We start from the raw sequence: 23,042 nt of genomic DNA, 5'->3' as shown, positions 1-23,042 counted from the left end.
CGGACGGCGCGGGGAGCCTATAGTCGGTCGATATGACCTTTCGCAGCGAGAGCAGCACGGTGCCGTCGGTCGTCCTGAACGACGGACATGTGATTCCGACGCTCGGTTTCGGGGTGTTCCAGGTCGCCGACGCGGAGGCGTTCGACGTCGTGACCGCCGCGCTCGGCGCGGGGTACCGCAGCATCGACACAGCCGCGATCTACGGCAACGAGGTCGAGGTGGGCCGCGCGATCCGCGAGTCCGGAGTGCCGCGCGACGAGGTCTACCTGACCACGAAGCTGTGGAACTCCGAGCAGGGCTACGACTCGACCCTGCGCGCCTTCGACGAGAGCATGACCCGGCTCGGCCTGGACTACCTGGACCTGTACCTCATTCACTGGCCGGTGGCGCAGGCGGACCGGTTCGTCGACACCTTCCGGGCCTTCCAGACGCTGAAGTCGCAGGGCCGGGTCGGTTCGATCGGCGTCTCGAACTTCACCCGCGACCATCTGTCCCGGGTGATGGCCGAGACCGGCGAGATCCCGGCGGTGAATCAGATCGAACTGCACCCGCACCTGGGCCAGGCGGACCTGCGCGCCTTCCACGCCGAGAACGGCATCGCCACCGAGGCGTGGAGTCCGCTCGGGCGGGGCGCGGATCTGAAGGATCCGGTGGTGGTGGAGATCGCGGAGGAGACCGGCCGCACCCCGGCGCAGGTGATCATCCGCTGGCATCTGCAGCTGGGCAATGTGGTGATCCCGAAGTCGGTGACGCCGTCGCGCATCCGGGAGAACTTCGACGTCTTCGGTTTCGAGCTGACCGCCGACCAGATGCACCGCATCACCGCCCTGGATCAGGGCATCCGGATCGGCCCCGACCCGGACGTCCTCACCTACGGATTGGACGTTTAGACGAAATTCCCGGCCGGAATCCGCTGAGCGGGACGATCTCTGGCCGACCGGTTCGAGGGTTCGGACGCTTACCGGGAAGCAGCGCTTCCCCGTAACGAAAGGGCCTTCACACCAATGAAGTTCGCACGCCTGAGCACCGTCGCCTGCGCCGTGACCGTGGGCCTCACCGCACCGCTGCTACCACTGGATTCGACGGCGGCGGGCCGGGCGGACACCGCGATCGGCATTCGCTACGTCAACTCGGTGACGCTGTCGGACGACACCCAGTTCGGCGGCTTCAAGGTGGGCGGCCTGTCGGGCATCGACTACGACAACGCGAAGAAGAACTACCTCGCCATCAGCGACAACCGCGGCGAACAGGGACCGGTGCGGGCCTACACGCTGCGGCTGCCGATCGGCGCGGATGGCCGCCTGGGCGACCCGCAGTTCGACACCCTCATCCAGCTGCGCGACGCCGACGGCAACCCGTACGGCCCCCGCACCTCCGACACCGAATCCATTCGCTGGACCCCGAATCACAAGGGCTTCTACTACACCAGCGAGGGCGAGGCGAAGGTCGGCCGCCCCGGCTTCATCCGCGAGGCGACCCTGGACGGCTCGTATGTCCGCGATATTCCGGTGCCCGAGGCCTTCAAGCCGGTGCTCGACACCCAGGGCGTCCCGCAGTCTGGCATTCGCGACAACCTCGGCTTCGAGGCCATGGACGCGGCCGGTTCGTCCATCGTCGCGCTCAGCGAGAACGCCCTGACCCAGGACGGTCCCGCGGCCGGACCGGAGGTGGAGAGCCGCGCCCGGCTGGTGCGGATCCACCACACCACCGGCGCGGACCTGGGCGAGTACATCTACCCGGTGGACAAGGTCGCCCCCGGCGCGCTGCCGGTCGCCACCGGTGTCGCCGAGATCCTCTCGATCGACGGCGACCGCTACCTGACCCTGGAACGTAGCCTCGTCCCGAACCAGGGCTTCACCGCCCGCATCTACGAAACCTCCGTCGCCGGTGCGGATCCGGTGACGGGTGCGGCCTCGGCTCCGGCGTCGGCCGAGCCGATGTCCAAGCGGCTGCTGTTCGATTTCACCGCCAACGGCCTCGACCCGCAGTGCGCGGAGGGCATGACCTGGGGCCCGGAGCTGCCCGGCGGCGGTCGCTCGCTGATCCTCATCTCGGACAACAACTTCGGCCAGGCGGGCAAGACGGCCTTCCACCTGCTGGCCGTCGACAACGCGCGCTGACCCGCCGGGGTCAGGCGGCGACGAGGTGTTCGGCGCGGTCGCGCTCGATGTACAGGTCCCAGTAGACACGGGCGATGTCATCGGGCGCGGCGTGCGGAATGCCCTCGGGCGCAACAGCTCCGATGAACACATTGATGGCGACCGTGGCCGCGTACAGTCCGGTGCCGCCGAGCACATTGTGCAGGTTCAGCGCCCAGTTGCGCAGTCCCGCCTGGGCGATGTTCAGGGTGGCCAGCTGCGGATACGGTGAGATGGCGCCGCCGCCGGTGGTGAACAGCAGAGTCCCCGCGCCCGCGGCCCGCATGGCGGGCAGCACCGACTGCACGGCGGTGACCGCGCCGTGGAGGTACCGGTCGACCTCGGGCCGCAGCGTCTCCATGGTCACCGCCTCCGGATCGACCATGACGAGCCCGGCGTGCGGCGAGAACTCCAGCACGTCGATGGACCCGAAACGCGTTGCGGCAGATAACTTCAAATTTGAAGTTTCGCAGAGTGAGCTTTACTACAATCTTGAACTTATTGGTGAACCAAAAAGATCCGCTGCCGGCCGGGAACCCGGTCGGCAGCGGATCTTCGGTATCGCGACCCGCTAGTTCTGCGGCGGGCCGGCAGGACCGTTCGGCGGCTGCGCCCCGCCCGGACCGTCCCCGGGCGGCGGGCCCGGCTGCGCGCCCGGCGGCAGCGGCTTGCCGATGTGCTGGGCCAGGTCCGGCAGCATGCGCGTGGCGACCTGCTCCCAGTTGCCCCAGTTGTGGACGCCGATGCTCGGGTAGTCGTAGCTGACATTGTCGTAGCCGAGCGCCTGCAGACGGGACTGGAACGCCTTGGTGTTCGCCAGGGCGATGCCCTCCAGGGGCATGCCCTGGATGATCGCGTCCGGCGAGGACAGGTCCTGCTGCGCCGGGGTCCCGCTGCCCGCGGCGATGTAGAGCCGCGTGTTGTTCTCGATCAGCTTGGGCGCGAAGCCGTACGGGTCCATGCGCTGCCATTTGGCGCTGCCCGCGGCCGCCATGGAATCGATGTTGTAGCCGCCCGCGGCGAGCAGCGCCAGGCGCAGCGCCTCCCGCATGCCGGGCGCCGCCAGGGACAGATAGCCCGACATCGAACCGGCGTAGACGAACTGGTCCGGATGGTAGGCGGCCATCAGCAGCGCCGCGCTGCCGCCGCTGGACAGTCCGAAGATGCCGTTGCGAGAGTCACTGAACCCCAGGCGATCCCGCAGCGCGTCCCGCAGATCGTGGGTGAGGAAGGTCTCCCACTGATAGGTGTAGGACTTGCCGGAGCTCTCGTCCCAGCCCGCGATCGCGGACCCGGAGTCGCGGCTCGGGAACAACCCGGCGTCCGGATTCACGCCGCCGAAGCTGCTCGGGGCGTCCCAGTCCTGGTAGAAACTGGACTCGCCGCCGACCGGCAGCACCACATTGATATTGAATTTGGCCAGTGCGGCCGGGATCTCGGTGTGCAGTTCCCAGCCGTTGTAGTCGTTCTGAGCGCGTTCACCGTCGAGCAGGTACACCACCCGATCGGTATTGCCGTCCGCCGCCCGCACGATCCGGGTCTTGATCGACCCCATGCCCGAGTCGACGAAGAAGTCGAATGCCTTGGGATTCGGCTCCGCCGCAACCGGTCCGGCCGTCACCACCGCCGCCCACGGCACCACGGTCGCCAGCGCGGCTCCCACCAGGCCCCGTTTGGCCCATCCACCCCGCATATCCTGTTGTCTCCCCTCGATCCTCCCCCGCTGCCCTGTTCCCGGCGCGGCGGTCCGCCAGGCAGCATATCCGGTGCGCCCGGGCGGGTCGCCCCGAATACCGTTGCCGCCCAGCCGGGATCGGCTCAGGCGGTGGCGATCGCGTTCTCCAGCATGCCGGGATCGTGCGCACACACCATCAGCAGATCCGGTCCGCTCGACCGGAACAGCTCGGCCAGACGCGCCTGATTGGCGTGCATCACCGCGCGGTCGTGAGCGAGGACGTTCTCGGCGAGCGCGTGCATGCGCGGCACCGGCGACCCGTCCAGGCGACCCGGGTGCAGGAAGGCGTCGCCGCAGTGCAGCACCCAGCGGTGACCGGCGTCGACCGCGACCGCCGCGTGCCCTCGGGTGTGACCGGGCATGGGTATCAACACGATTCCGGGACTGATCTCGGTCAGTTCCCGCGCGGTGAACCCCCGCCAGCTCTCCCCCTCCGGCGCGTACTCGACGATCTTCGGCCCGTGCGCCCAGAAACCCGGGCGGAAGCGGTTGCGCTCCTGCCAGGTCGGCTCATGCATCGCACCCAGCGCCTCGGCGGCGGTGATATGCAATGTGGCGTGCCGGAAGTCGGCCATGCCCCCGATGTGATCACCGTCGAGATGAGTGGCGACGATATGGCGGACATCCTCGGGCGCATAGCCCAGACCCGCGAGCTGACGCACCGCGGTCTCCGCCGGATCGAGGATGGGCCGATTCATGAACCGGGCGGGCCCCAGCCGCCCCGCGGGATCGGCGATATCCGCCAGGCCGAAGCCGCTGTCCACCAGCACCAGACCGGCCGCGGTTTCGATCAGCAGCACGTGACAGACGTACGTGGCGAAGGGCAACCGCATGGTTCCACAGTTCAGGTGGTGAACCTTCATGACCCGATCGTGCCCCAAAGTTCTTGTTAAGCAAACCAGTAGATCACTCGCGAAATCTAACCTCCAACGAAAGAAGGGGGTCAGTGATGTTGTCGGGCATCGCATGGATGACGGGCTCGGTTTTCTTCGTCGGCGGTCCGCTGCTGTTGATGCTCATCTACGGAATCAAGCAGTCGAACGCCGATCGGGCGCGGAAGGAACGGCTGTGGCGGTGGGCGGTGGCCAATGGCTGGCAGTTCCAGGAGCACGCCGTCGCGCCGTGGACCGACCGGCTGCCCGGCCGCAACCGTCGCGGCCTCGGCGTCATGGTGACCGGGGTGATCGGCGGACATTGGGTGACGATCGCGGAGTACACGTTCACCGCCACCGATTCCACCGAGCACTATGTCGTCGTCAGGATCATGCTGGATCGCCCCCACCCTTCGGTGGCCGTGCAGCGGCGGGGACTCGCCTCACAGTTCGGGCGGGCGCTATTCGGTGACAAGCCGACCGCGACCGGCAATGTCCTGTTCGACTCCCGCTACACGATCACCGCCTCGGACCGCTCCCAGGTGAAGGCCATGGTCGGCCAGCCCTTGATCGACGCCCACATCCATGGCTGGTTACCGTCCTGGAGTCTCGTGGGAAACGAGTTGCTGACCTACATGACGGCGGGAAAGTTGCAGGACCCGAACCAGATTCTCGCTTGCGCGAGTCCGTTGCTCCGGGTAGCCGACCTGCTCGGCCCCACCGACTTCGCGCCGCCGACCGACCGCTGATCCCGGCTGCCGGTGGAGGATCAGACCGGTTCGAGGGTGAATTCCGGGCTGCGCCCGCGGGCGTCCAGCCGCCCGTCACCCCAGCTCGAGCTGCCGTAAGCGTCGACCTCGATCGCATACGTCCCCGCGGGCAGGTCATCGGGCAGCCGGACCGAGGCGCGGTCCAGCCGATCGACCAGGCTCAGATAGGTTCGGGGCGAGGGGGATTCGACCGCGACCAGGAACACCCGCGCGGACTCGAAGCGCGGCGAGTCCGCGTCCGAGGACCAGCACACGCGCAGTGACCGATGCGCCCCATCGGCGAATTCCACGGTCACACGCAGCACCGGCACCCCTCCAGGCTAGACCGCGTCGTCGAGGGTCACGCGAACGCTGACCCGCCCGTTGTCGCGCTCGGTCACCGCGTGGCCGCTGCGGTCGACGCCCTGGAGGCGCAGCGAGATCGGCCCGCCCGCGCCCAGGAAGTTGCGCCACCACGTCTTCTTCTCCGGCATGGCGACACCGATGACGATGTCCTTGCCGGAACGCATGTACCCGACCGGCAGCGAGAAGGTCTTGCCCGACTTCCGCCCGGTGTAGGTGATGACCACCAGCCCGCGTCCCACGAACGGCCCGATCACGGGTAGTTCGGTCAGCGCGGCGATGCCCGCGTTGACGCCACTCATCAGCTGTGCCACAAGATTTTTCACGATGGTGCCCTTCTAGTTCATGACCGTCGACTGGGCGATGATGGCCGATCCCATCCAGCGGCGCAGGTAGCGCCGCAGTTCGGCGTCGCTGCGCGGCGGGTTGCCCGGGGAGATGAAGAACGACTGCATGGTGCGCAGCAGGAATTCGACCAGCTCGCGCAGGGATTCGTCGTCGTAGCCGTAGTGCCGCCAGTCGACGTCGAAGCGTCTGATCATGGTGAGGCCGAAGGCCTGCGCCTCGTCGGAGGTGATGCCCGCGGGGTCGGCGCTGGAGGAGGTGGCGGCCAGCAGCAGGCCCAGGTGCGGGGTCCGGCGGACCTCGGTGATGGTGTACGCGATGCCGTGGGTCATCGCCTCGACCGCATCGGTCATGCCGCTGACCTCGGCTTCGAGGCGGTCCAGGAAGCCGTCCACGGAGGCGATGGCGGAGGCCCGCATGAGGGCGTCGGCGCTGGGGAAGTAGCGGTAGACGGTCTGCCGGATCACGCCCAGGGATTCCGCGACGTCGGCGATGCTGATCGCGGCGCCGGTGCGCGCGATCAATTCGACTGCGGCGGCGACGATTCGATCCGACGCCTCCGCGTCGTTCTCCGGGGGACGACCTCCCCATCCGCGCCTGCGTGCCACGGCCCGACCGTAACACGCGGACCTCGACAACCCACCGCGGCATGCCCCTGAGCAGGGATTTCGTATCATACACTTGTACACGTGAGTGTATGTTTGTATGTTCACAGCGGCAGCGGTGCGCGCGACCGGGCCACCGGACCCCACCCCCTCCGGAAGACGAGGAATCGCCCGATATGACTGATCTGATTGTGCGGAAGCTGACTTTCGCGTTCGAGCAACACGACGTGCCGTTCCTCTGGAATCCGGAGAACCCGGCCTTCTCCAGCATGGCCAACGCGGTCTCGTTCCTGGCCATCGGTTTCGAGAAGATGATCGTGCAGATGATCACCCAGGCCAAGTCGCAGTTCACCGACCCGGAGGTCGCCGAGGAAGCCGACGCCTTCATGCGGCAGGAGGGGCAGCATTCCACCGCCCACCGCCAGCACGTGCGCGGCCTGATCCGCGCCTACCCGGGCCTGCAGGAGACCCTCGACGAGGTGGTGGGGGAATTCGACAAGCTCACCGCCGAGAAGCCGCTGAAGTACCGCCTGGCCTACACCGCCGACCTGGAGGCCACCTTCACCTCGGTGTTCAAGCTCATGCTCGACAACGAGGCCTCGCTGTTCCGGCCCGGCGACGACCGCGTCGCGTCGCTGTTCATCTGGCATTTCGTCGAGGAGGTCGAGCACCGCAGTTCCGCGCTCATCATCTTCGAATCGCTGGTGGGCAGTGACCTGTACCGGATGCGGGTGGCGCCGTCGATCTTCCGGCACGTGCTGCGCATGGTGCGGATCGCGTGCGCCGGATTCAACAAGCATGTGCCACTGGAGGAGCGGAAGATCGACGCCATGTCGATGTTCGCGACCTACCGCTATCAGCAGCTGCTGGGCAAGGTGGTGCCCAGCCTCGCACTGCCGTACGCGGGTCCGGGCCCACGCGCCTTCGACGATCTGCCGATGAGCCAGCAGCTCGCGGCGCTGCGCGGCGTCATCAGAAGCCAGCTGCCCAAACACGATCCGGCGCACGAGGCCACGCCCGCACTGGCCGACGTGTGGTTCAAGCGCTACCAGGAGGGCTACGACGTGACCCGCTGGTACACCGCCGAGACATCCGGAGCGGGGGCGAACTGATGGCCGAGCATTGCGCACCCACCTTCGAGGGGCTCGCGAAGTCGCTCGGCTTCTCCTGCGAGGAAGCCGGCGGACTGTTCGAGCTGAGAAGCCCGCTGGCACTGGAGAACTGGACCCTGCCGGTCCTGGAAACCACCATCATCCTGGGCTCGATCCTGGCGCTGGTGTGGGCCGTCATCCGGCTGCGCCGCCACGGCGACCCGACCAACCTGGTGCTGTGGTTCGGCGCGACCGCGTACCTGTTCGTCATCGAACCGCCGCTGTACTTCCCCGCCGCGTTCGGCATCTCCGAACACGTGGACACCATGTTCGCGCACAACGTGTTCACCGTGGACTTCCTGTGGGGCCGCCTGCCGCTCTACATCGTGGCGATCTACCCGTTCATGGCCACGGTCGCCTACGAGATCGTGCGCATGCTGGGGGTCTTCCGCTACGGCGCGCTCGCGGGCGCGACCTGTGTCGGCTTCGTGCACCACGCGTTCTACGAGATCTTCGACCAGATCGGCCCGCAGCTGCGCTGGTGGGAGTGGACCACCGACAACCCGCTCAACCAGCCCATGTTCGATTCGGTGCCGCTGCCGAGCGTCGTGGTCTTCGCCGCCCTGTGGCCGATGTCGCTGGCCTTCTGCGTCTACCGTTTCGTGGGCCGCCGCGTGGATGCCGGTGAGCGGTTCACCGGTCTCCAATTGGTGTGGCGCACACTGGTGATCGGCCTCGCGGCCTCTGCGGGCACCTTCATCCTCCCGCTCCCGGCCACGGTCCTCGGCGCGGGCAGCACCACCGTGCGCGGCGTCATCTACGCGCTCGAGCTGATCGTGCTCTCGGTGGTGGCGGTCTGGCTGATGTACCGCCAGTGGTCGCGGCTGCGGCAGCCCGGCAACACCGATCCGCGCTACGACAACGCCTTCGTCCGCGTGTACGCCGCCGTCTACCTCGTCGTCTTCGCGGTCCTGTGGGCCACTGCCCTCCCGGACTTCTTCAACGCGAAGAACGGCATCACCGAGAACGGCGACCCCATCGGCAACCTCTGGTACACCCTCGCCTGCTTCGCCGTCGGGATCCTGTCCGTAGCAGCGGTTTCGTTCCGCCCGGCGACCGGTTCCCACGACGCGGGACTGACCCCGGCCCTGGCGGGAGGCGACAGCTAACATTCGGCCATGGCTGGTGGTACCCACATGTGGCCGGTCGTCGACCTGACGGACCTGCTCGATGTTCTCGATCTGACCGAGGCCGGGCCCGGGCGGTTCCGGGCCCGCAATGTCACCTCGACGCTGCCGACGACCCTGGGCAGCCAGACGCTCGCCCAGGCCGTCATCGCGGCCGAGCGCACGGTGCCGCACATGGCCGTCCAGTCGCTGCACGGGGTGTTTCCGCGCGGCGGGTACGCGGATCGCGACGTCGAGGTGGAGGTCGAGACCGTGCAGTCCGGCCGGGCGCTGGCCACCGTCCAGGTGTCGTTCCGGCAGGAAGGGCGCGAGCACGCGCGCGTGCTGGCCATGCTGAGCGTCGAGGAGCCCGACTTCCTCGCCCACAGCGCCCGCCTGCCCGAGGGCGTGCCCGGTCCCGACGAGTGCGACGAGCTGCCCTGCGCGCTGCTGCCCTGGGAGGTTCGCACGCTCGGCGGGGCCGACGCGCTCGCGCTCGAACTGGCCGGGCCGCCGACCCTGGACGTGTGGATGCGCTGCGACAAGGCTCCGGACGAGCCCGCTCTCGCCCGCGCGCTGCTGGCTCACGGCAGCGAGGGCTTCCTGGGCCCGGTCGCCATGCGGCCCTATCCGCAGTCCGAGATCACTCGCCTCGGCGGTCGCGGAGCTGCCGCGATGCTCGCCCAGACGGTCACCTTCCACCGCCCGTTCAGCCTGCACGACTGGCTGCTCATGCGGTGCGAGAGCAACTTCGCGGGCAGTGGGCGGATGCACGGCCGGATCCAGATCTTCACGCGGACAGGCGATCTGGTGGCCTCGGTGGACACCCAGGGCCTGATGCGCAGCGCCGCCTGAGAACGGCCGCTCCGGCCGATGGGGGGGCAAACCGGTCACCCACGGGTGTCCGGTCGGTCAAGGCGGTGAGTCCCCAGTCCACCGCCTCTACCTCTGGGTATGTTCTTGCGAAACCAGCCGGACACCCGCCGTTCAGTGTTCCCCCAGGGGGACGGCGGGACTCAGAGGAGTTCCCCACCCGCATGCGCAGATCAGTTCGCAGCCAAGGCAATCGCGGTCGTTTGATGCGGTTCGGTGCGATCACGGCCACGACCACCGTGCTCGCCCTGGGCGGGCCGTTCCCGGCCGCGACGGCCGATCCCGCGCCGCAGCCGATCACCGACGCGACCGATCTGCTGGCGGCGATCCAGGGTGGCCGGTTGCTCGGGGTGCCGCCCTTGCGGGATGTGATCGCGGGCAGCGCCGCCAGCCTGTCGTCGCCCGAATTCTGGTCGAACTACGTGCGCGAGATCCTCGTCCACAACAAGGTGCTGCTGCCGCTCCCGATCGATGTGGTCAAACCCGATGTGGCCCTGCCGCACGCGCCGATCGCGGCCGGGGCCACCGCCGCGCTGCCGCCGGCACCCGTCGATCTGCTCGACGTGACCTACGAGTGGGCGGGCGGCACCAAGACGGTCGCCGATTTCCTCAATGACTCCGGCACCGACGTCATCGAATTCGCGCACCGGGGGTCCCTGGTCGCGCAGTACTTCGCGAATGGCTGGTCCAATGACACCGCGCATCAGGCGTGGTCGACCACCAAGTCGTTCGTCTCGACCCTGGTCGGCATCGCCGTCGACCAGCACCTGATCGCCTCGCTGGACGATCCGATCGAGCGCTACATCCCCGAGCTGACCGGCACCTCCTGGCAGGGCGCGACCGTCCGGAATCTGCTGGAGATGCGGTCGGGCATCCGATGGGATGAGCACACCGAGGAGCTGTCGCAGAACACCCAGGTGACGCAGTGGATCGAGATGTCCCTGGACTACTACACCGAGGGCGGGTCGGGGAAGACCCGGGACGAGTTCCTGAAGTCGCTTCCGGCGGATCGGGCGCCCGGCGTCGCCTTCAACTACAGCAGCGCCGATACCCAGGTGCTGGCCTGGATGCTGGAGAGCGTCTACCACCAGCCGTTCAACCAGGTTCTCTCCGAACAGTTGTGGCAGCCCGCGGGCATGGAAGCGCCGGCCGACATCATGACCGACCGGACCGGCGCGGCCATCGCCTCCGAGGCCCTGTTCGCCCGGCCTCGCGACTTCGTGCGGCTCGGTGAGCTCCTGCGTACCGGCGGCCGCACGCCCGAGGGCCGGCAGGTGGTGTCCCCACAGTGGGTCGCGGGCGCCACCACCGGCATGAAACCGGCCAGCGACGCCGGGGACGCCACCGTCGGCGGCTACGGCTTCCAGTGGTGGAGCGGTGCGACGCCGGATGGCTTCCAGGCCAACGGCTTCCAGGGCCAGTACATCACGGTCGCCCCGTCGGACTGCGTGACCGGCGTCCGGCTGGCGCACACTCTCCAGCTGAGTACGGACGGGGAGTTCGCGGGCCAGGGCAATGACGAATGGCACGCCCTGTACCGGGCGGTGCTGGCTCGGCTCGGCGGCTGTTGAGCCCCGCCGCGTTCGAGGGGTAGCCGCCGGTGTCCGCTGGTGTAAACGATCTCGCGAACTTAGATTGGACGTGTGACCAAGTTTGGCGTCCGTCGGTGCGAGGTCCGGACGAAGTGAGCACGAGGCTGGATCTGCCCACGATCCCCCCGTCGGTCCTGAGCGGGCTGGTCGAGATCGGCGCGCGGGAGGCCCGCGACGTCGGGCGGTGGTTCACGGGGACCGGTCTGACCGCGCCGGATGTGCTGACCGCGGACTCGATCAAGGTGTCCTTCCGGCAGGCCGTCACCGTCCTGCGGCGCGCCATCGCGGATATGCCCGGGCGGCCGCTCGGCATGCAGGTGGGCGGGCGGGACATCCTGCTGTCGATGGGCATGCTCGGGGTGGCCATGCGCTCGGCCGCCACCGTGGGCGAGGCCATGTCGATCGGGCTGGAACTGCACCAGGCGTCGGGCAGCCTCATGGACATCGAACTCGAGCGCGACCAGCACCAGGCGGCGCTGCGCCTGCACGAACGCTGGCCCGAACCACAGCTGCTCAGCTTCCTGTGCGAGGAAATACTGTGCAGCACCATGATCTTCGTGCGGTCCGTGGTCGGCTCGGACTGGTCGCCCACCCGGGTGGAACTCAGCTATGCCCCGCCGCCGTACGCCGGTCACTACGAGCGATTCTTCCGCTGCCCGGTCGAGTTCTCCGCCGAGGCCAACCGGGCGGTCTTCCCCGCCGCGGACCTGGCCCTGCCCTTCGCCACGCACAGTGAGCCGACCCGGGTGATCGCGGTCGACGCGTGCCGCCGCCTGCTCGATATCGGGCGGCGGGAACCGGATGTGGTGCTGATCGTCGAAACCCTGCTCGAGCAGAATCTGCGACATCCCCTGACGATGGCCGAGGTCGCCGCGCGACTGCACGTCACCGAACGCACACTGCGCCGCCAACTCGCCACCGCCGGTGAGAGTTTCAGCTCGGTCCGGGATCGGGTGCGGGAACGGCGCGCCACCTATCTGCTGCAGGATTCGGCGCTGCCGATCTCCGCGATCGCGCACCAGATCGGATACAGCGATATCCGTGAGTTCCGCCGCGCCTACATCCGCTGGACCGGGTCCGCGCCCAGCGTGGCCCGCCGCACGCTCGCGTAGCCGGTCCGCCTCCCGGACAAGGGATCCGGACCGGCCGAGCGGTCACAGCGGCAGGTGTTCCTCGTACCAGCGGGCGGCATCGAGGATCGCTTTGTCGATATCGCCCGGGTAGTAGCCGAGTTCGGCGATGGCGCGGACACTGCTCGTCGCCTGCGGCAGGGACAGGTAGCGGGCCAGACCGGGATCGAGTTCGGGAGCGGTCCGGGTCACCATGGCGGTCAGCTCCCCGAACAGTCCCGCCGCGCGCACGATCGAACCGGGCAGCGGCAGTGGCTTTTTCGCCGCCCCGACCAGTTCCGCCATACGGCTGAACACCTCGTGGTAGCTGTGGTTCGGCCCGGCGAGAATGTAGCTGCTGCCGCGGGTGCCGGCGTGTTCGAGCGCGGCGATCATGCCGCGGGCGACCGCCCGCACGTCACACCAGGACGTGGTACCGGGCGGGCACGGATAGCGGTGGCCCTGTTGCAGCGCCCGGATGACCCGGCCGATCTGCAGGGTGTAGTCGTAGGGGCCGATCATGAAGCCCGGGTACACGATCACCGCGTCCAGTCCGCGCTCGATCCGGTGCCGGACCGCGATCTCACCGGCGAGTTTGGTGTCGGCGTAGTGATAGCCGATACCGGTGAACAGCTGGTCGCCGCCGTCCTCGGTGACGGGTCGGCCGTCGCGGTGATACCCCAGCACATCGGTGGTGCTGGTGTGCAGGAACCGTTTCACGCCGGACTCGAGTGCGGCATCCGCGAGCAGCGCCGGGACCACGGCATTGACCAGCCGCCGCCGTTCCGCCAGGCCGGACCAGGTGGAGGTGTCGCCCGCGACGTGAAAGACCCAGTCGTGGCCGTCGACCAGGCCGCGGGCCGCGCCGGGCGCGGTCAGGTCGGCGAGGCGAATGGTGATGGGAAGCTCTGCGAGCCAGCGGGTTTCCGAGCCCGGCATGCCGGAAGCGGTCACCTGATGACCGGCGCTCAGGAGTTCCCGGACCAGGTTCGCGCCCACGAATCCGGTCGCGCCGGTGACCAGGCACCTCATGACCGGGCCTCCGACGCCGACCGCCCGGCCCGGATCGGATCGAACAGGCCCGCGGTGAGGTTGCTCCAGCCGAATCGCTTGCGCAGCACCGCGAGATAGCTGTGATAGGCGTGGGCGTCGACATATGCGCGGTGCCGGGCCGAGGCCAGGAACTTGATGCCGCCGTTGAGTTTCGGCCGATCGCCGGCGATGAGTCCCTCGAACGCGGCCGCCCGTGCGGGGTTGCGCTGCTGGTCGTGCAGGTACTGGGCGACGACATTGCTGATGTGGTCGAACAGCGTATACGCGCTGGAGTTGACCTCGAGATAGCCGAGGCCGAACAGGTTGCGGTGCTCGCGATTGAACACCGACAGGTACAGGTCGGGTCGGCCCTCGGTCCAGTCGAAGTACTTCTCCGCATAGGGAATCGACCAGTCGTAGCCGGTCGCGTGGAGGATCAGGTCCACCTCCTCGCTGCTGCCGTCGGCGAACCGGACCCGGGCGCCTTCCAGCTTCGCGACATCGGGGCGGATCGCGACATCACCGTGCTGGAGGTAGTGGATCAGCTGACTGTTGAGCAGCGGATGCGATTCGAACAGTTTGTGATCCGGTTTCGGCAGACCGTATTTCGTCAGATTCCCCTGGAGCAGCCGCAGCAGCGCCTGGAAGAACGGGCGCTCCAGCCACAACGGCAATTGCGGTCCGCTATTGGCGATTTCGTCGCTGGGGATACCGAAGATGTGTTTCGGGATGACGTGATAGCCACGCCGGATGCTGACGAAGGCGGCCTCGGCATTCGCGGCAGCGTCGCAGGCGATATCGGCGCCGGAGTTGCCCAGTCCGACGATCATGACCCGCCGCCCCCGGAATTCGAGGGGACTGCGGTAGGTCGAGGAGTGCCGGATCTCCCCGTCGAACGAGCCCTGGTGTTCGGGCGAACGCGGCTGCCAGGTCACTCCGGTGGCGCAGATGACCGCGGCGTACCGGCGCTCGGCGCCGTCGTCCAGGGTGACCAGCCAGTCGAGGCCGTCCTTCAGCACATCGACTACGGCGCAATCGAATCGGATCGCCTCGCGCAGGCCGTATGCGTCTGCGAAGGAGCGCGTGTACGCCAGGATCTGCCGGTTACCCGGATAGTCCGGGTAGTTCTCCGGCATCGGAAAGTCGAAGAACCCCGACGTCTTTCGCGACGAGATGAAATGCGCGGACTCGTACATCGGGGTGCCCGGGTTGTCGAGATCCCAGATGCCGCCGACATCGGAATGCCGCTCGAACTGGTCGTAGGGAATCCCGAGGCGTTTCAACGCCCGAGCCGCGGACAATCCCGCCGGCCCGGCGCCGATGATACAAACCCGACCCGGCCCCTCGGCCGCTTGTGTTCCGGACATGAACCCTCCGTTCGACGGTGACGATAACGGCATCCAACAGCCGCCGGGCCCCTGCTGACGAGGGGTGATGCGGCTGGAAAGGGGGGATAACCGGACATGCCGGGCGCGCTGCTACGCTCGCGGTCCGCGGATCTTCCCGACGCACCGTCGGTAAGTTTGTCTCCGCAGAGAGGTGAAGGCACCGACGATGAACAACTTCCCCGGAGTCGACGGTTTCCTCGGCACGAGAGCGTCGTGGGCGATGGACACCATGGTGCTCGTCATGGCGATCGTCGTCGCCGTCCTGGCGTGGAGCGTCTACCAGGCCAGGGTCAATCGAAAGTTCGGCCTGCACAAGGGAGTTCAGATCCTGCTGGCGGTGGGCTTGCTCGCCGCCGTGGTGCTCTTCGAGATGGATGTCCGCTTCAACGGCTGGCAGGAGCGGGCCGCGGGCGTCGTCGGCGGGACCGCCTCCACCGTGGTGTGGACCGCCTTGGCCATCCACCTGGCCTGCGCGGTCTTCTCGGTCGTCCTGTGGCCCGTGGTGATCATCCGCGCGGCCCGCAACTTCGATTCGCCGCCGCACCCCGGCGCGCACAGCGCCTGGCACCGCCGCTGGGCGCCGATCGCGGCAATCGGCATGACGCTGACCGCCGTGACCAGCTGGATCTTCTACGGCCTGGCCTTCGTCGCGTAACCCGCTGCGGCTCAGACCTTCTTGCCGACAGCCCCGTACAGCGACACGTTCTTGTCGTGGCCCGGCGGGAATACCTCGTCGGGATTGCGCCACCGGTGGATCATCTCCACCCCCGGCTCGACCAGTTCCAACCCGTCGAACAGCCGCTCGACCGCGTCCCGGGTGCGCGGCTGCACCGGTATCCCGCGATCGATATAGACCTGCAGCAGCCGGGCCATCCCCTCGGGATCGTCGGGCCCGGCGTCGAAATCGGTCGTGACATGCGAGACCGCCAGATACGACCCCTTCGCGAGCGGCTCCATCAGGGCCCGCACGATCTCGTGCACATCCCCCGGCACGAAATGCAGCACCGCCATCAGCGACACCGCGACCGGCTGCGAAAGATCCAGCGTCTCGAGCAGTTCCGGAGCCTGGAGAATCTCCTCCGGCTTCCCCGCGTCGGCCAGGACGAACGCCGTCCGCCCTTCCTCCGCACTCACCAACAATGCCCGCGCGTGCGAGAACACCATCGGATCATTGTCGACGTAAACGACCCTCGACTCGGGCGCCAACCCCTGTGCCACCTGATGCAAATTCGGCTCGGTGGGAATCCCCGTCCCGATATCCAGGAACTGCCGAACCCCCTCCCCGGCCAGATACCGGGTAGCGGTCCGCATGAACTCCCGATTGGTCTGCGCGGTCACCCGAACAGCCGGAAACTCCGCCAGCGCCTTGTCCCCCGCATCCCGATCCGCCTCGTAATTGTCCTTCCCCCCGAGGAAGTAGTCATACATCCGAGCCGAATGCGGCACATCAGTACGTAGCTCACGCGAACCCGCCACCACGTCCCCCTAGACCCGTATCCGAAAACCCGTCCCCGCCTGTATACCGCAGCGCCCTGATCACCGCCCCCGGATCGGGTAATACCCCGAACTTCGGAACCCACGCGAAACACCCCGCCGGCAAGGACATCCCGCCTCTCAGCCACTCTCGACCGCAAGCCGGGAGGTGCGCGCTTCGGATATAGATCTGAGCGAATCGCGCATTGGAACGCTCGCGAGAGTGCCATAGCGTTGGTCGGGTACCAAACGCTCAGGGAAAGTGGAGGCCTTCGGTGGCTATTCGGATCGGTGTATTTCTCCCCACGTCGGGACCGCACAGCACGGGGTCGGGGCCGCGGGAGGTTCGGGAGAGCGCGCGGGTGGCGGAGGCCGCGGGGCTCGAATCGCTGTGGGCGACAGATCACCTCGTCGCCAGTCAGCCGATGCTCGACAGTACCGTCGCGCTCAGCACGGCGGCGGCGGTGACCGATCGGATCCGGGTCGGGTTCGGGGCCATGTTGGTGGCGATGCGGCCGGTTGCGTGGGCGGCCAAGGAGATCGGGACGTTGCAGCAGGTGTCGGAGGGGCGGCTGCTGTTGGGAATCGGGACCGGCAATCCGGCGCACGGGGATGTCGGGTGGCGGGCGGCGGGTGTGCCGTTCGCGGAGCGGGGGGTTCGCACCGATCGGGCGCTCGCGGTGCTGCCGGGGTTGATCAGTGGAGAGAAGACGGAGCTGGACGAGGGCCTCGACGTCGCACTGTCGCCGGGTGCGTCGGTGCCGCCGATTCTTGTCGCGGGCAATAGCTCTCGGGCCCGTCGCAGGGCCGCCACCTATGGGGATGCCTGGATGCCGATCAATCCGGGTCTCGACAATCTTCCCGGCTTGCTGACCGAGTTGAAGGACCTCGCTCAGCAGCATGGCCGGCAGACCCCCGCGGTGACAGTCGTCGCGCCGGCGCTCTCGGCGGATCCCCGTCGGGCCGCAGACGAATTGGTCGCCTACGAAGCCGCCGGTGTCGAGCGGGTCGTGCTGGCTCCGACCGGCCCGGATTGGCGGCGCGACTACGCATTCGCCGCCGACGTGCGCGCCGCTCAGTAGAGCTCCCTCCACTCTCGATCACAGGACAGACCATGTCGGTTTCGCAGCGCCTCATCCTCGCCACCCTGTCGGCGTCGATGCTCATGACCATCCTCGACGGCAGCATCGTGACCGTCGCCATGCCCTCGATCCAACGGGATCTCGGCTTCAGCCCGTCCGAACTGAGCTGGACGGTCAATGCCTATCTCATCGCCTTCGGCGGACTCCTGCTGCTCGCCGGGCGGCTCGGGGATCTGATCGGGCGCCGGACCATGTTCATCGCCGGGAACGTCGTCTTCACCGCGGCCTCGGTTCTCGCCGGTGCGGCCACCGGACGGGAAGTGCTGATAGCGGCGCGGTTTCTTCAGGGCGTCGGCAGCGCGCTCGCGGCGTCGGTGGTGCTCGGCATCCTGATCACCCATTTCACCGGGAATGCCGAGCGTGCCAAGGCCATCGGCGTCTTCAGCTTCACCGGCGCGGCCGGCGCCTCGGTCGGGCAGGTGCTCGGCGGGGTGCTCACCGATGCGCTGAACTGGCATTGGATCTTCCTGATCAACGTGCCCATCGGGCTGGCGACCGTCGTGCTGGCCCTACGGGTGGTGCCCGCCGATCGCGGGATCGGATTCGGTGCGGGCGTGGACGTCCTCGGCGCGGTGCTGGTGACGTCGGGGCTGATGCTGGGGATCTACACCGTGGTCGGGATCGCCGAGCACGGCTGGCTGGCGGCTCGGACGCTCACGCTCGCCCTGGTGTCGGCGCTGCTGCTGGCGGGTTTCCTGGTTCGTCAGGCCACGGCCCCCGCACCGCTGCTGCCGCTGCGGATCTTCCGTTCCCGCAATGTCTCCGGCGCGAACGCGGTGCAGATGCTGACCCTGGCGGCGATGTTCGCCTTCCAGGTCCTCGTGGCGCTCTACATGCAGCAGGTGCTCGGTTACAACGCGCTGCGGACCGGGTTGGCGATGCTGCCCGCCGCGGTGGCCATCGGCGGGGTGTCGTTGTTCGTGTCCGCCCCGCTCATCACGCGCCTCGGTGCGCGCACCGTGCTCGTCGCCGGACTGTCGTTGCTGCTGACCGGCATGGCCTGGCTGACCCGCCTGCCCGTGCACGCCGACTACACCGTCGATCTGCTGCCCATGATGGTGTTGATCGCCGGTGGCGGCCTGGTGCTGCCCGCGCTGACCGGACTGGGGATGTCCGACGCCGAGCCCAGCGATGCCGGGCTGGCGTCGGGACTGTTCAATACGACCCAGCAGATCGGGATGGCGATCGGTGTCGCGGTGCTGACCACGCTCGCGGCCTCGCGCACCGGAAGTCAGCTCGCCGAGGGAGTTTCCGAGGCCGCGGCGCTCACCGCCGGGTATCGGTTCGCCTTCACCGTGGCGGCGGGCCTGCTGGTGGCGGCGTTGATCGTGACCGTCACCGTATTGCGTCGCCCGGCGGCGGTGGCCGGTTCGGTTTCGTCCGAAGCGCTCACGGTCGCGGGTTGACGCCGGGTCGGGGTCAGCAGCGCCACGCAGGCGATGCTGAAGACCAGGCCGAGGGCGAAATAGCCACGGTAGCTGTCGGTTTGGGCATGGATGAGTCCGGCCACGCCCAGACCGGCAGCTGCCGCGAGTTGATGGGTGACCCAGGCGGGAGCCAGGGTGCGGCCCATGCGGGCGGGGTCCAAGCCGCGCGACATGACGGCCATGGTGAGCGGGACGATGGGGAACGACGCGGCGCCGAAGAGGATCGCCACCGCGATCAGCACGCCGGGGCCGGGGACGAAGACGGCCAGGATCAGGGCTGCGATCCGCACGACATACAGTGCCCGCAACAGGTTTTCAGGCTTGTAGGTTCGAAGCAGCCGAACCAGGGCCGCTGAGGTCAGACCGGCCGACAGCGCGGCGAGGGCGACCAGGCGACCCGCGGCGGTGATATTCCAGCCCAATTCGGTCGCGTGCTTGGGCAGCATGAGGATCACCACGTAGAGCGTCGCGGCATGCAATCCGAAGGCCACCAATAGCTTTCCGCGTCCGCGCAAGGATTCAGCGCCACCCGTGGGCCTGCGGTCGCCCGGAGACGCCGGCAGTCGAGCCGCCAAGTAGGCCGTCACCCCGAGTCCGACCGCGCCCAGCAGCGCGTAGGTGGCCCGCACCCCGATCGGATCGAACAAGGCGGTCGCCGCCCACGGCGTGATCAACTGCCCCAGATTGATCCCGAGCGCGGCCCGGGCGAGCGACGGTCCGGCCTGATCGCCGTGCACCCGCCCGATCAACGTGGTGACCGCCAGCGTGGACGACGCCGCGAACCCCAGCCCGCCGAGCACCATGTACGCGGCGACGAATTCCCAGGTCCGGGTGACCACCGACAGCACCAGGTAGCTGCTGGAGATCAGTGTGAGCCCGCCGATCAGCACCGCCTTGGCCCCGATCCGGTCGAGTAGCCACCCGATCGGATACTGGGCCAGCCCGGTGACGGTGGTGCCGAGCGCGGCGGCCACGGCCATGGCGGCCGCGCTGATCCCGTAGTCGGCGGCGGTCGGCGCGAAGAACACGCCCATGGTGAAGTTCAGGCCGAAGGACACGGTCATGGCCGCGAGCCCCGCCCAAGCGATCCGTGCAGAACGCATGATGTTGTCTCCCCATCGAATAGGACGAACGCCGGTCGATCCCGAGTCCCTCAGCTCGCCGCCGCCCGCAGGGCCGCGTTCTCCCGCTCCAGATCGGCGATCCGCTCCCGCAGGTCGGCCACCGCCTCCAGCACTTCCTCCCGCGGATACAACTCCGGAATGTGCTGACTGCAGTTCCAGTCGAACGCCTCGACCTCGATCAACACCGCCCGCTCCGCCTGCGCCCGATAGCCCGGAACAGCCAGCGAGGCAATGAGTTCCGGCTGCTCGGCAGCCTCCACCACCCGCGCCCGCCCGAAAATCTTCAACCGAGTCCGGGCCGCGTAATCCATCAGGAACAACGCCACCCGACCGTCATGATCGAGATTCCCCCGACTGATGTACTGCTTGTTCCCCCGAAAATCCGCGAACCCCAACGTCCGCGAATCAACCACCTTCAAGAACCCCCGACCCCCACCCCGATGCTGAATGTAAGGCCACCCCGTCTCACTCACCGTCGACAGATAGAAACTGTCCCGCTCGCCGATGAACCAAGCCTCGTTCTCCCCCAACCGATCCGCCACCTCCGGCACCGCCGCCATCCGCTCATACCCCCGCAAACTCCCATGCACCGCCTGATGAGCCCGAACCCCCTCAGTGAACGCAACCTGCGCATAATGCCCGGTCATCCCCCAACCTCCCTCTCGATCGGCCCATGCGAGATGCGCCCTTCTAACTGTTAATGAATGTTTTAACAGTTAGAGGCGATGGGTTGATTCCCGAGCGGGAACATTTGTCCTATCTCCGGGGTGGGTGGGCGGTGGATAGTGGGGGCTCGTTCACAAGGAGGGCTTCGTGCGGATTCTTGTTTCTGGGGCCGGCGTCGCGGGGCCGGTGTTGGCGTATTGGCTGAACAGGCATGGTTTTTCGGTGACCGTGGTGGAGCGGGCTGCGACGGTGCGCAAGACCGGGGGGCATGCGGTGGATTTGTTCCGGCCTGCGGTGGAGATCTCGGAGAGGATGGGGGTGCTGGATCGGATCGAGGGGTGCGCTACCGGGACTGCGCGGTTGACGTTGCGGCCGGAGGGGTCGTCGCGGGCGGTTCGGGTGGATCTCGGCAAGATCTTCAGCGCTGCCTCCGATCGGCATGTCGAGATCATGCGGGATGATCTGAGCGAGATCTATTACGACGCAACGTGTGACGATGCGGAGTACCTGTTCGGGGACTCGATCACCGCGCTCTCGCCGGACGGCGGGGTTCGGTTCGAGAATGCGGCACCGCGCCGGTTCGACCTCATCATCGGCGCAGACGGACTGCATTCCACGGTCCGGCGGCTCGCCTTCGGCGACCAACCCGGTTCCAGCACCTTCATCGGGGCCTATCTCGGCGTTCTGACCCTGCGCGATGCCGCCGCGCTGGAGCGTGAGCTGCTCATTCACGTCGGCGTCGGCCGGACCGTGGGGATGTACGGCACCCGACATTCCGGCGAGGCACGGGCGCTGTTCCTGTTCCACAGCGAGCAGGAGCTCGACTACCACTACCGCGATGTGCCACGGCAGAAGGAACTGCTGCGCAACGCCTTTCAGGGCATACATCCGGACGTGGACCACTGGCTGTCCGAGCTCGACAGCACCCCGGCCTTCTACTTCGACTCGATCACCCAACTCCACCTGAACACCTGGTCCCGAGGAAGGGTGACGCTGGTCGGCGACGCGGGCTACTGCCCCGGCCCGGCCGTAGGCGGCAGCACCACCCTGGCAGTCGTCGGCGCCTATGTCCTCGCGGGCGAACTGGCCAGAGCCGGCGGCAACCACGAACGCGCTTTCGCCGCTTACGAACGCGTGATGACACCCCACATCCAGGCCGGCCGAGCAGCCGCCCTCAGTGCCGCGAAAACCCTCATCCCCGCATCCCGCCTCGGCATCACCGGCCTGACCCAAGGCGCCCGTCTGATCTCAGCCCTCCCGGCCCGCCCCCGCCGAGCCCTACTCCAGCTAGCGAGCAAGACCGGCCGCCTGTACAACTCCATGGCCATCGATGATTGCGAAGCGTCGATCCCGTCCGGCCTGGTCGGGTCTGGTGATCATTACGATGGCTGAATGTCCCAAGGCCCCTCCACCCGGCAGCTCCTGGCCGATACGGCATTGCGGATGTTCGCCGAGCGCGGCATCGACGCCGTCTCCTTGCGGGAGCTGACCGCCGCCGCGGGTCAGCGCAACAAGACTGCCGCGCAATACCATTTCGGCAGTAGGGAACAGCTGGTTCGCGAGTTGTTCGAGCAGCACACCGGCGAGGTGAATCGGCGGCGCTGGGAGCTGCTCGACGCTCTCGGGGAACGGGCCGATGTCCGCGAACTGACCGACGCCCTGATCCGGCCGCTGGCCGAGAAGGCCGCTCAACCCGAGGGCTATTACCTCCGATTCCTGGCCCAGGTGTCGACTCCGCCGTGGGTCCACACCCTTGCCGGTGCGGATCCCGCTGTCACCAGCAGCGTGCGGGCCGTGCTGGCGGCATTGGCGGATCGCCTCGCGCACCTCCCGCTGCCCATCCTGCGCACCCGCCTGTCGCTGAGCATGATGCTCGCCGTCCGGGCCCTCGCCGGGTTCGAGCACGCGCCGCCCACGAACGGCACCCGCAGCGCCCTGTTCACCGTGAACATCGTCGACGCCACCATCGGCATGCTCACCGCACCCGTCTCCGAGGCCGCCGACGCACTGCTCGCCGAGCTGCCCGGCACGACACCCGAGCCCGATTGGCCGTGGCCCTTCCTGATCGGCGCCGCCAGCGGCGAATGACCGCGCCCCCGGCTCGACCGGGCTGTCAAGACCGCGGCCCGTACAGCAGTTCCGTCATTGACGA

At 67.9% G+C, this 23,042-nt stretch carries 23 protein-coding genes and 1 pseudogene; 13 read left to right on the top strand and 11 right to left on the bottom strand.

All coding sequences use genetic code 11. The features are described from left to right. The first annotated feature begins 32 nt into the window (after window positions 1-32). Both ACWEOI_RS22880 and ACWEOI_RS22875 read left to right on the top strand, forming a co-directional pair. Window positions 33-890 (top strand): aldo/keto reductase, encoded by an 858-nt coding sequence (locus ACWEOI_RS22880; RefSeq protein WP_452360931.1) that lies wholly within the window; start codon window positions 33-35, stop codon window positions 888-890. Between the two features lie 114 nt (window positions 891-1,004). Then, entirely contained in the window at window positions 1,005-2,120 is a 1,116-nt protein-coding gene (locus ACWEOI_RS22875; protein ID WP_452360930.1) for an esterase-like activity of phytase family protein, read from the top strand. A gap of 10 nt (window positions 2,121-2,130) precedes the next feature. Here the strand turns inward: ACWEOI_RS22875 and ACWEOI_RS22870 are convergent, their stop codons facing one another. The 3 genes from ACWEOI_RS22870 to ACWEOI_RS22860 all read right to left on the bottom strand — a co-directional run bounded on the left by ACWEOI_RS22870 (window position 2,131) and on the right by ACWEOI_RS22860 (window position 4,736). Beyond that, window positions 2,131-2,595, bottom strand: a complete 465-nt coding sequence (locus tag ACWEOI_RS22870) for an SDR family NAD(P)-dependent oxidoreductase (protein ID WP_452360929.1) — start codon at window positions 2,593-2,595, stop codon at window positions 2,131-2,133. Between the two features lie 114 nt (window positions 2,596-2,709). Continuing rightward, the gene (locus tag ACWEOI_RS22865; protein ID WP_433667189.1) at window positions 2,710-3,831 is read right to left on the bottom strand and encodes an alpha/beta hydrolase-fold protein; all 1,122 of its coding nucleotides are present in this window, start codon (window positions 3,829-3,831) and stop codon (window positions 2,710-2,712) included. A 125-nt stretch (window positions 3,832-3,956) separates the two neighbouring features. Next, window positions 3,957-4,736: an MBL fold metallo-hydrolase gene (locus ACWEOI_RS22860; protein ID WP_452360928.1), complete on the bottom strand. Its 780-nt coding sequence runs from the start codon at window positions 4,734-4,736 to the stop codon at window positions 3,957-3,959. 107 nt (window positions 4,737-4,843) lie between these two features. On the opposite strand from ACWEOI_RS22860, the gene ACWEOI_RS22855 reads away from it, so the two are divergent. Next, window positions 4,844-5,494 (top strand): hypothetical protein, encoded by a 651-nt coding sequence (locus tag ACWEOI_RS22855; protein ID WP_452360927.1) that lies wholly within the window; start codon window positions 4,844-4,846, stop codon window positions 5,492-5,494. Between the two features lie 20 nt (window positions 5,495-5,514). On the opposite strand, the gene ACWEOI_RS22850 is transcribed toward ACWEOI_RS22855, so the two are convergent. From ACWEOI_RS22850 to ACWEOI_RS22840, 3 genes are read right to left on the bottom strand one after another with little or no spacing between them, the layout of a single operon-like run. After that, window positions 5,515-5,826, bottom strand: coding sequence for a hypothetical protein (locus ACWEOI_RS22850; RefSeq protein ID WP_433667192.1), 312 nt, complete (start codon window positions 5,824-5,826; stop codon window positions 5,515-5,517). A 9-nt stretch (window positions 5,827-5,835) separates the two neighbouring features. Then, a complete protein-coding gene (locus tag ACWEOI_RS22845; RefSeq protein ID WP_452360926.1) occupies window positions 5,836-6,183 on the bottom strand; it encodes a nitroreductase/quinone reductase family protein in 348 nt (115 codons plus the stop codon). A gap of 12 nt (window positions 6,184-6,195) precedes the next feature. Continuing rightward, window positions 6,196-6,810: a TetR family transcriptional regulator gene (locus ACWEOI_RS22840; RefSeq protein WP_433667194.1), complete on the bottom strand. Its 615-nt coding sequence runs from the start codon at window positions 6,808-6,810 to the stop codon at window positions 6,196-6,198. Between the two features lie 173 nt (window positions 6,811-6,983). Here ACWEOI_RS22840 and ACWEOI_RS22835 point away from each other — a divergent pair, with 173 nt between their 5' ends. The 5 genes from ACWEOI_RS22835 (at window position 6,984) to ACWEOI_RS22815 (ending at window position 12,641) form a co-directional block, all read left to right on the top strand. Then, complete coding sequence (locus tag ACWEOI_RS22835) at window positions 6,984-7,919, top strand: metal-dependent hydrolase (RefSeq protein WP_433667195.1); 936 nt, start codon at window positions 6,984-6,986, stop codon at window positions 7,917-7,919. Beyond that, a complete protein-coding gene (locus tag ACWEOI_RS22830) occupies window positions 7,919-9,067 on the top strand; it encodes a DUF7802 domain-containing protein (protein ID WP_452360925.1) in 1,149 nt (382 codons plus the stop codon). The genes ACWEOI_RS22835 and ACWEOI_RS22830 overlap by 1 nt, the downstream gene beginning before the upstream one ends. 9 nt (window positions 9,068-9,076) lie before the next feature. Next, a complete protein-coding gene (locus ACWEOI_RS22825) occupies window positions 9,077-9,919 on the top strand; it encodes an acyl-CoA thioesterase (RefSeq protein ID WP_452360924.1) in 843 nt (280 codons plus the stop codon). Between the two features lie 182 nt (window positions 9,920-10,101). Further along, the gene (locus tag ACWEOI_RS22820) at window positions 10,102-11,508 is read left to right on the top strand and encodes a serine hydrolase domain-containing protein (RefSeq protein WP_452360923.1); all 1,407 of its coding nucleotides are present in this window, start codon (window positions 10,102-10,104) and stop codon (window positions 11,506-11,508) included. A 113-nt stretch (window positions 11,509-11,621) separates the two neighbouring features. Then, a complete protein-coding gene (locus ACWEOI_RS22815) occupies window positions 11,622-12,641 on the top strand; it encodes an AraC family transcriptional regulator (protein ID WP_452360922.1) in 1,020 nt (339 codons plus the stop codon). Window positions 12,642-12,683: 42 nt separating this feature from the next. Here the strand turns inward: ACWEOI_RS22815 and ACWEOI_RS22810 are convergent, their stop codons facing one another. Together ACWEOI_RS22810 and ACWEOI_RS22805 are read right to left on the bottom strand one after the other, a co-directional pair. After that, window positions 12,684-13,670 (bottom strand): NAD-dependent epimerase/dehydratase family protein, encoded by a 987-nt coding sequence (locus ACWEOI_RS22810; protein ID WP_452360921.1) that lies wholly within the window; start codon window positions 13,668-13,670, stop codon window positions 12,684-12,686. Further along, on the bottom strand, window positions 13,667-15,037 hold the full coding sequence (locus tag ACWEOI_RS22805) for a flavin-containing monooxygenase (protein ID WP_452360920.1): 1,371 nt from the start codon (window positions 15,035-15,037) through the stop codon (window positions 13,667-13,669). The genes ACWEOI_RS22810 and ACWEOI_RS22805 overlap by 4 nt, the downstream gene beginning before the upstream one ends. Before the next feature lie 187 nt (window positions 15,038-15,224). Here ACWEOI_RS22805 and ACWEOI_RS22800 point away from each other — a divergent pair, with 187 nt between their 5' ends. Next, the gene (locus ACWEOI_RS22800) at window positions 15,225-15,713 is read left to right on the top strand and encodes a DUF420 domain-containing protein (RefSeq protein WP_452360919.1); all 489 of its coding nucleotides are present in this window, start codon (window positions 15,225-15,227) and stop codon (window positions 15,711-15,713) included. A gap of 11 nt (window positions 15,714-15,724) precedes the next feature. On the opposite strand, the gene ACWEOI_RS22795 is transcribed toward ACWEOI_RS22800, so the two are convergent. Next, window positions 15,725-16,534: an SAM-dependent methyltransferase gene (locus ACWEOI_RS22795; RefSeq protein WP_452360918.1), complete on the bottom strand. Its 810-nt coding sequence runs from the start codon at window positions 16,532-16,534 to the stop codon at window positions 15,725-15,727. Window positions 16,535-16,806: 272 nt separating this feature from the next. Here ACWEOI_RS22795 and ACWEOI_RS22790 point away from each other — a divergent pair, with 272 nt between their 5' ends. Together ACWEOI_RS22790 and ACWEOI_RS22785 are read left to right on the top strand one after the other, a co-directional pair. After that, on the top strand, window positions 16,807-17,613 hold the full coding sequence (locus ACWEOI_RS22790) for an LLM class flavin-dependent oxidoreductase (RefSeq protein ID WP_452360917.1): 807 nt from the start codon (window positions 16,807-16,809) through the stop codon (window positions 17,611-17,613). A 32-nt stretch (window positions 17,614-17,645) separates the two neighbouring features. Continuing rightward, on the top strand, window positions 17,646-19,079 hold the full coding sequence (locus tag ACWEOI_RS22785; protein ID WP_452360916.1) for a DHA2 family efflux MFS transporter permease subunit: 1,434 nt from the start codon (window positions 17,646-17,648) through the stop codon (window positions 19,077-19,079). 17 nt (window positions 19,080-19,096) lie between these two features. Here ACWEOI_RS22785 and ACWEOI_RS22780 read toward each other — a convergent pair. Further along, window positions 19,097-20,134, bottom strand: a pseudogene (locus ACWEOI_RS22780) (MFS transporter); the annotation flags it as partial. Window positions 20,135-20,253: 119 nt separating this feature from the next. Beyond that, window positions 20,254-20,871: a pyridoxamine 5'-phosphate oxidase family protein gene (locus ACWEOI_RS22775; protein ID WP_452360915.1), complete on the bottom strand. Its 618-nt coding sequence runs from the start codon at window positions 20,869-20,871 to the stop codon at window positions 20,254-20,256. 166 nt (window positions 20,872-21,037) lie between these two features. On the opposite strand from ACWEOI_RS22775, the gene ACWEOI_RS22770 reads away from it, so the two are divergent. Continuing rightward, entirely contained in the window at window positions 21,038-22,282 is a 1,245-nt protein-coding gene (locus ACWEOI_RS22770) for an FAD-dependent monooxygenase (RefSeq protein WP_452360914.1), read from the top strand. Next, complete coding sequence (locus tag ACWEOI_RS22765; RefSeq protein WP_452360913.1) at window positions 22,283-22,978, top strand: TetR/AcrR family transcriptional regulator; 696 nt, start codon at window positions 22,283-22,285, stop codon at window positions 22,976-22,978. It begins immediately after the preceding gene. Window positions 22,979-23,042 lie beyond the last annotated feature (64 nt).

The organism is Nocardia sp. NPDC004340 (assembly GCF_053602575.1).
The sequence above is the reverse complement of the archived record's forward strand: the minus strand, read 5'-3'. Positions and strand labels throughout refer to the sequence as shown.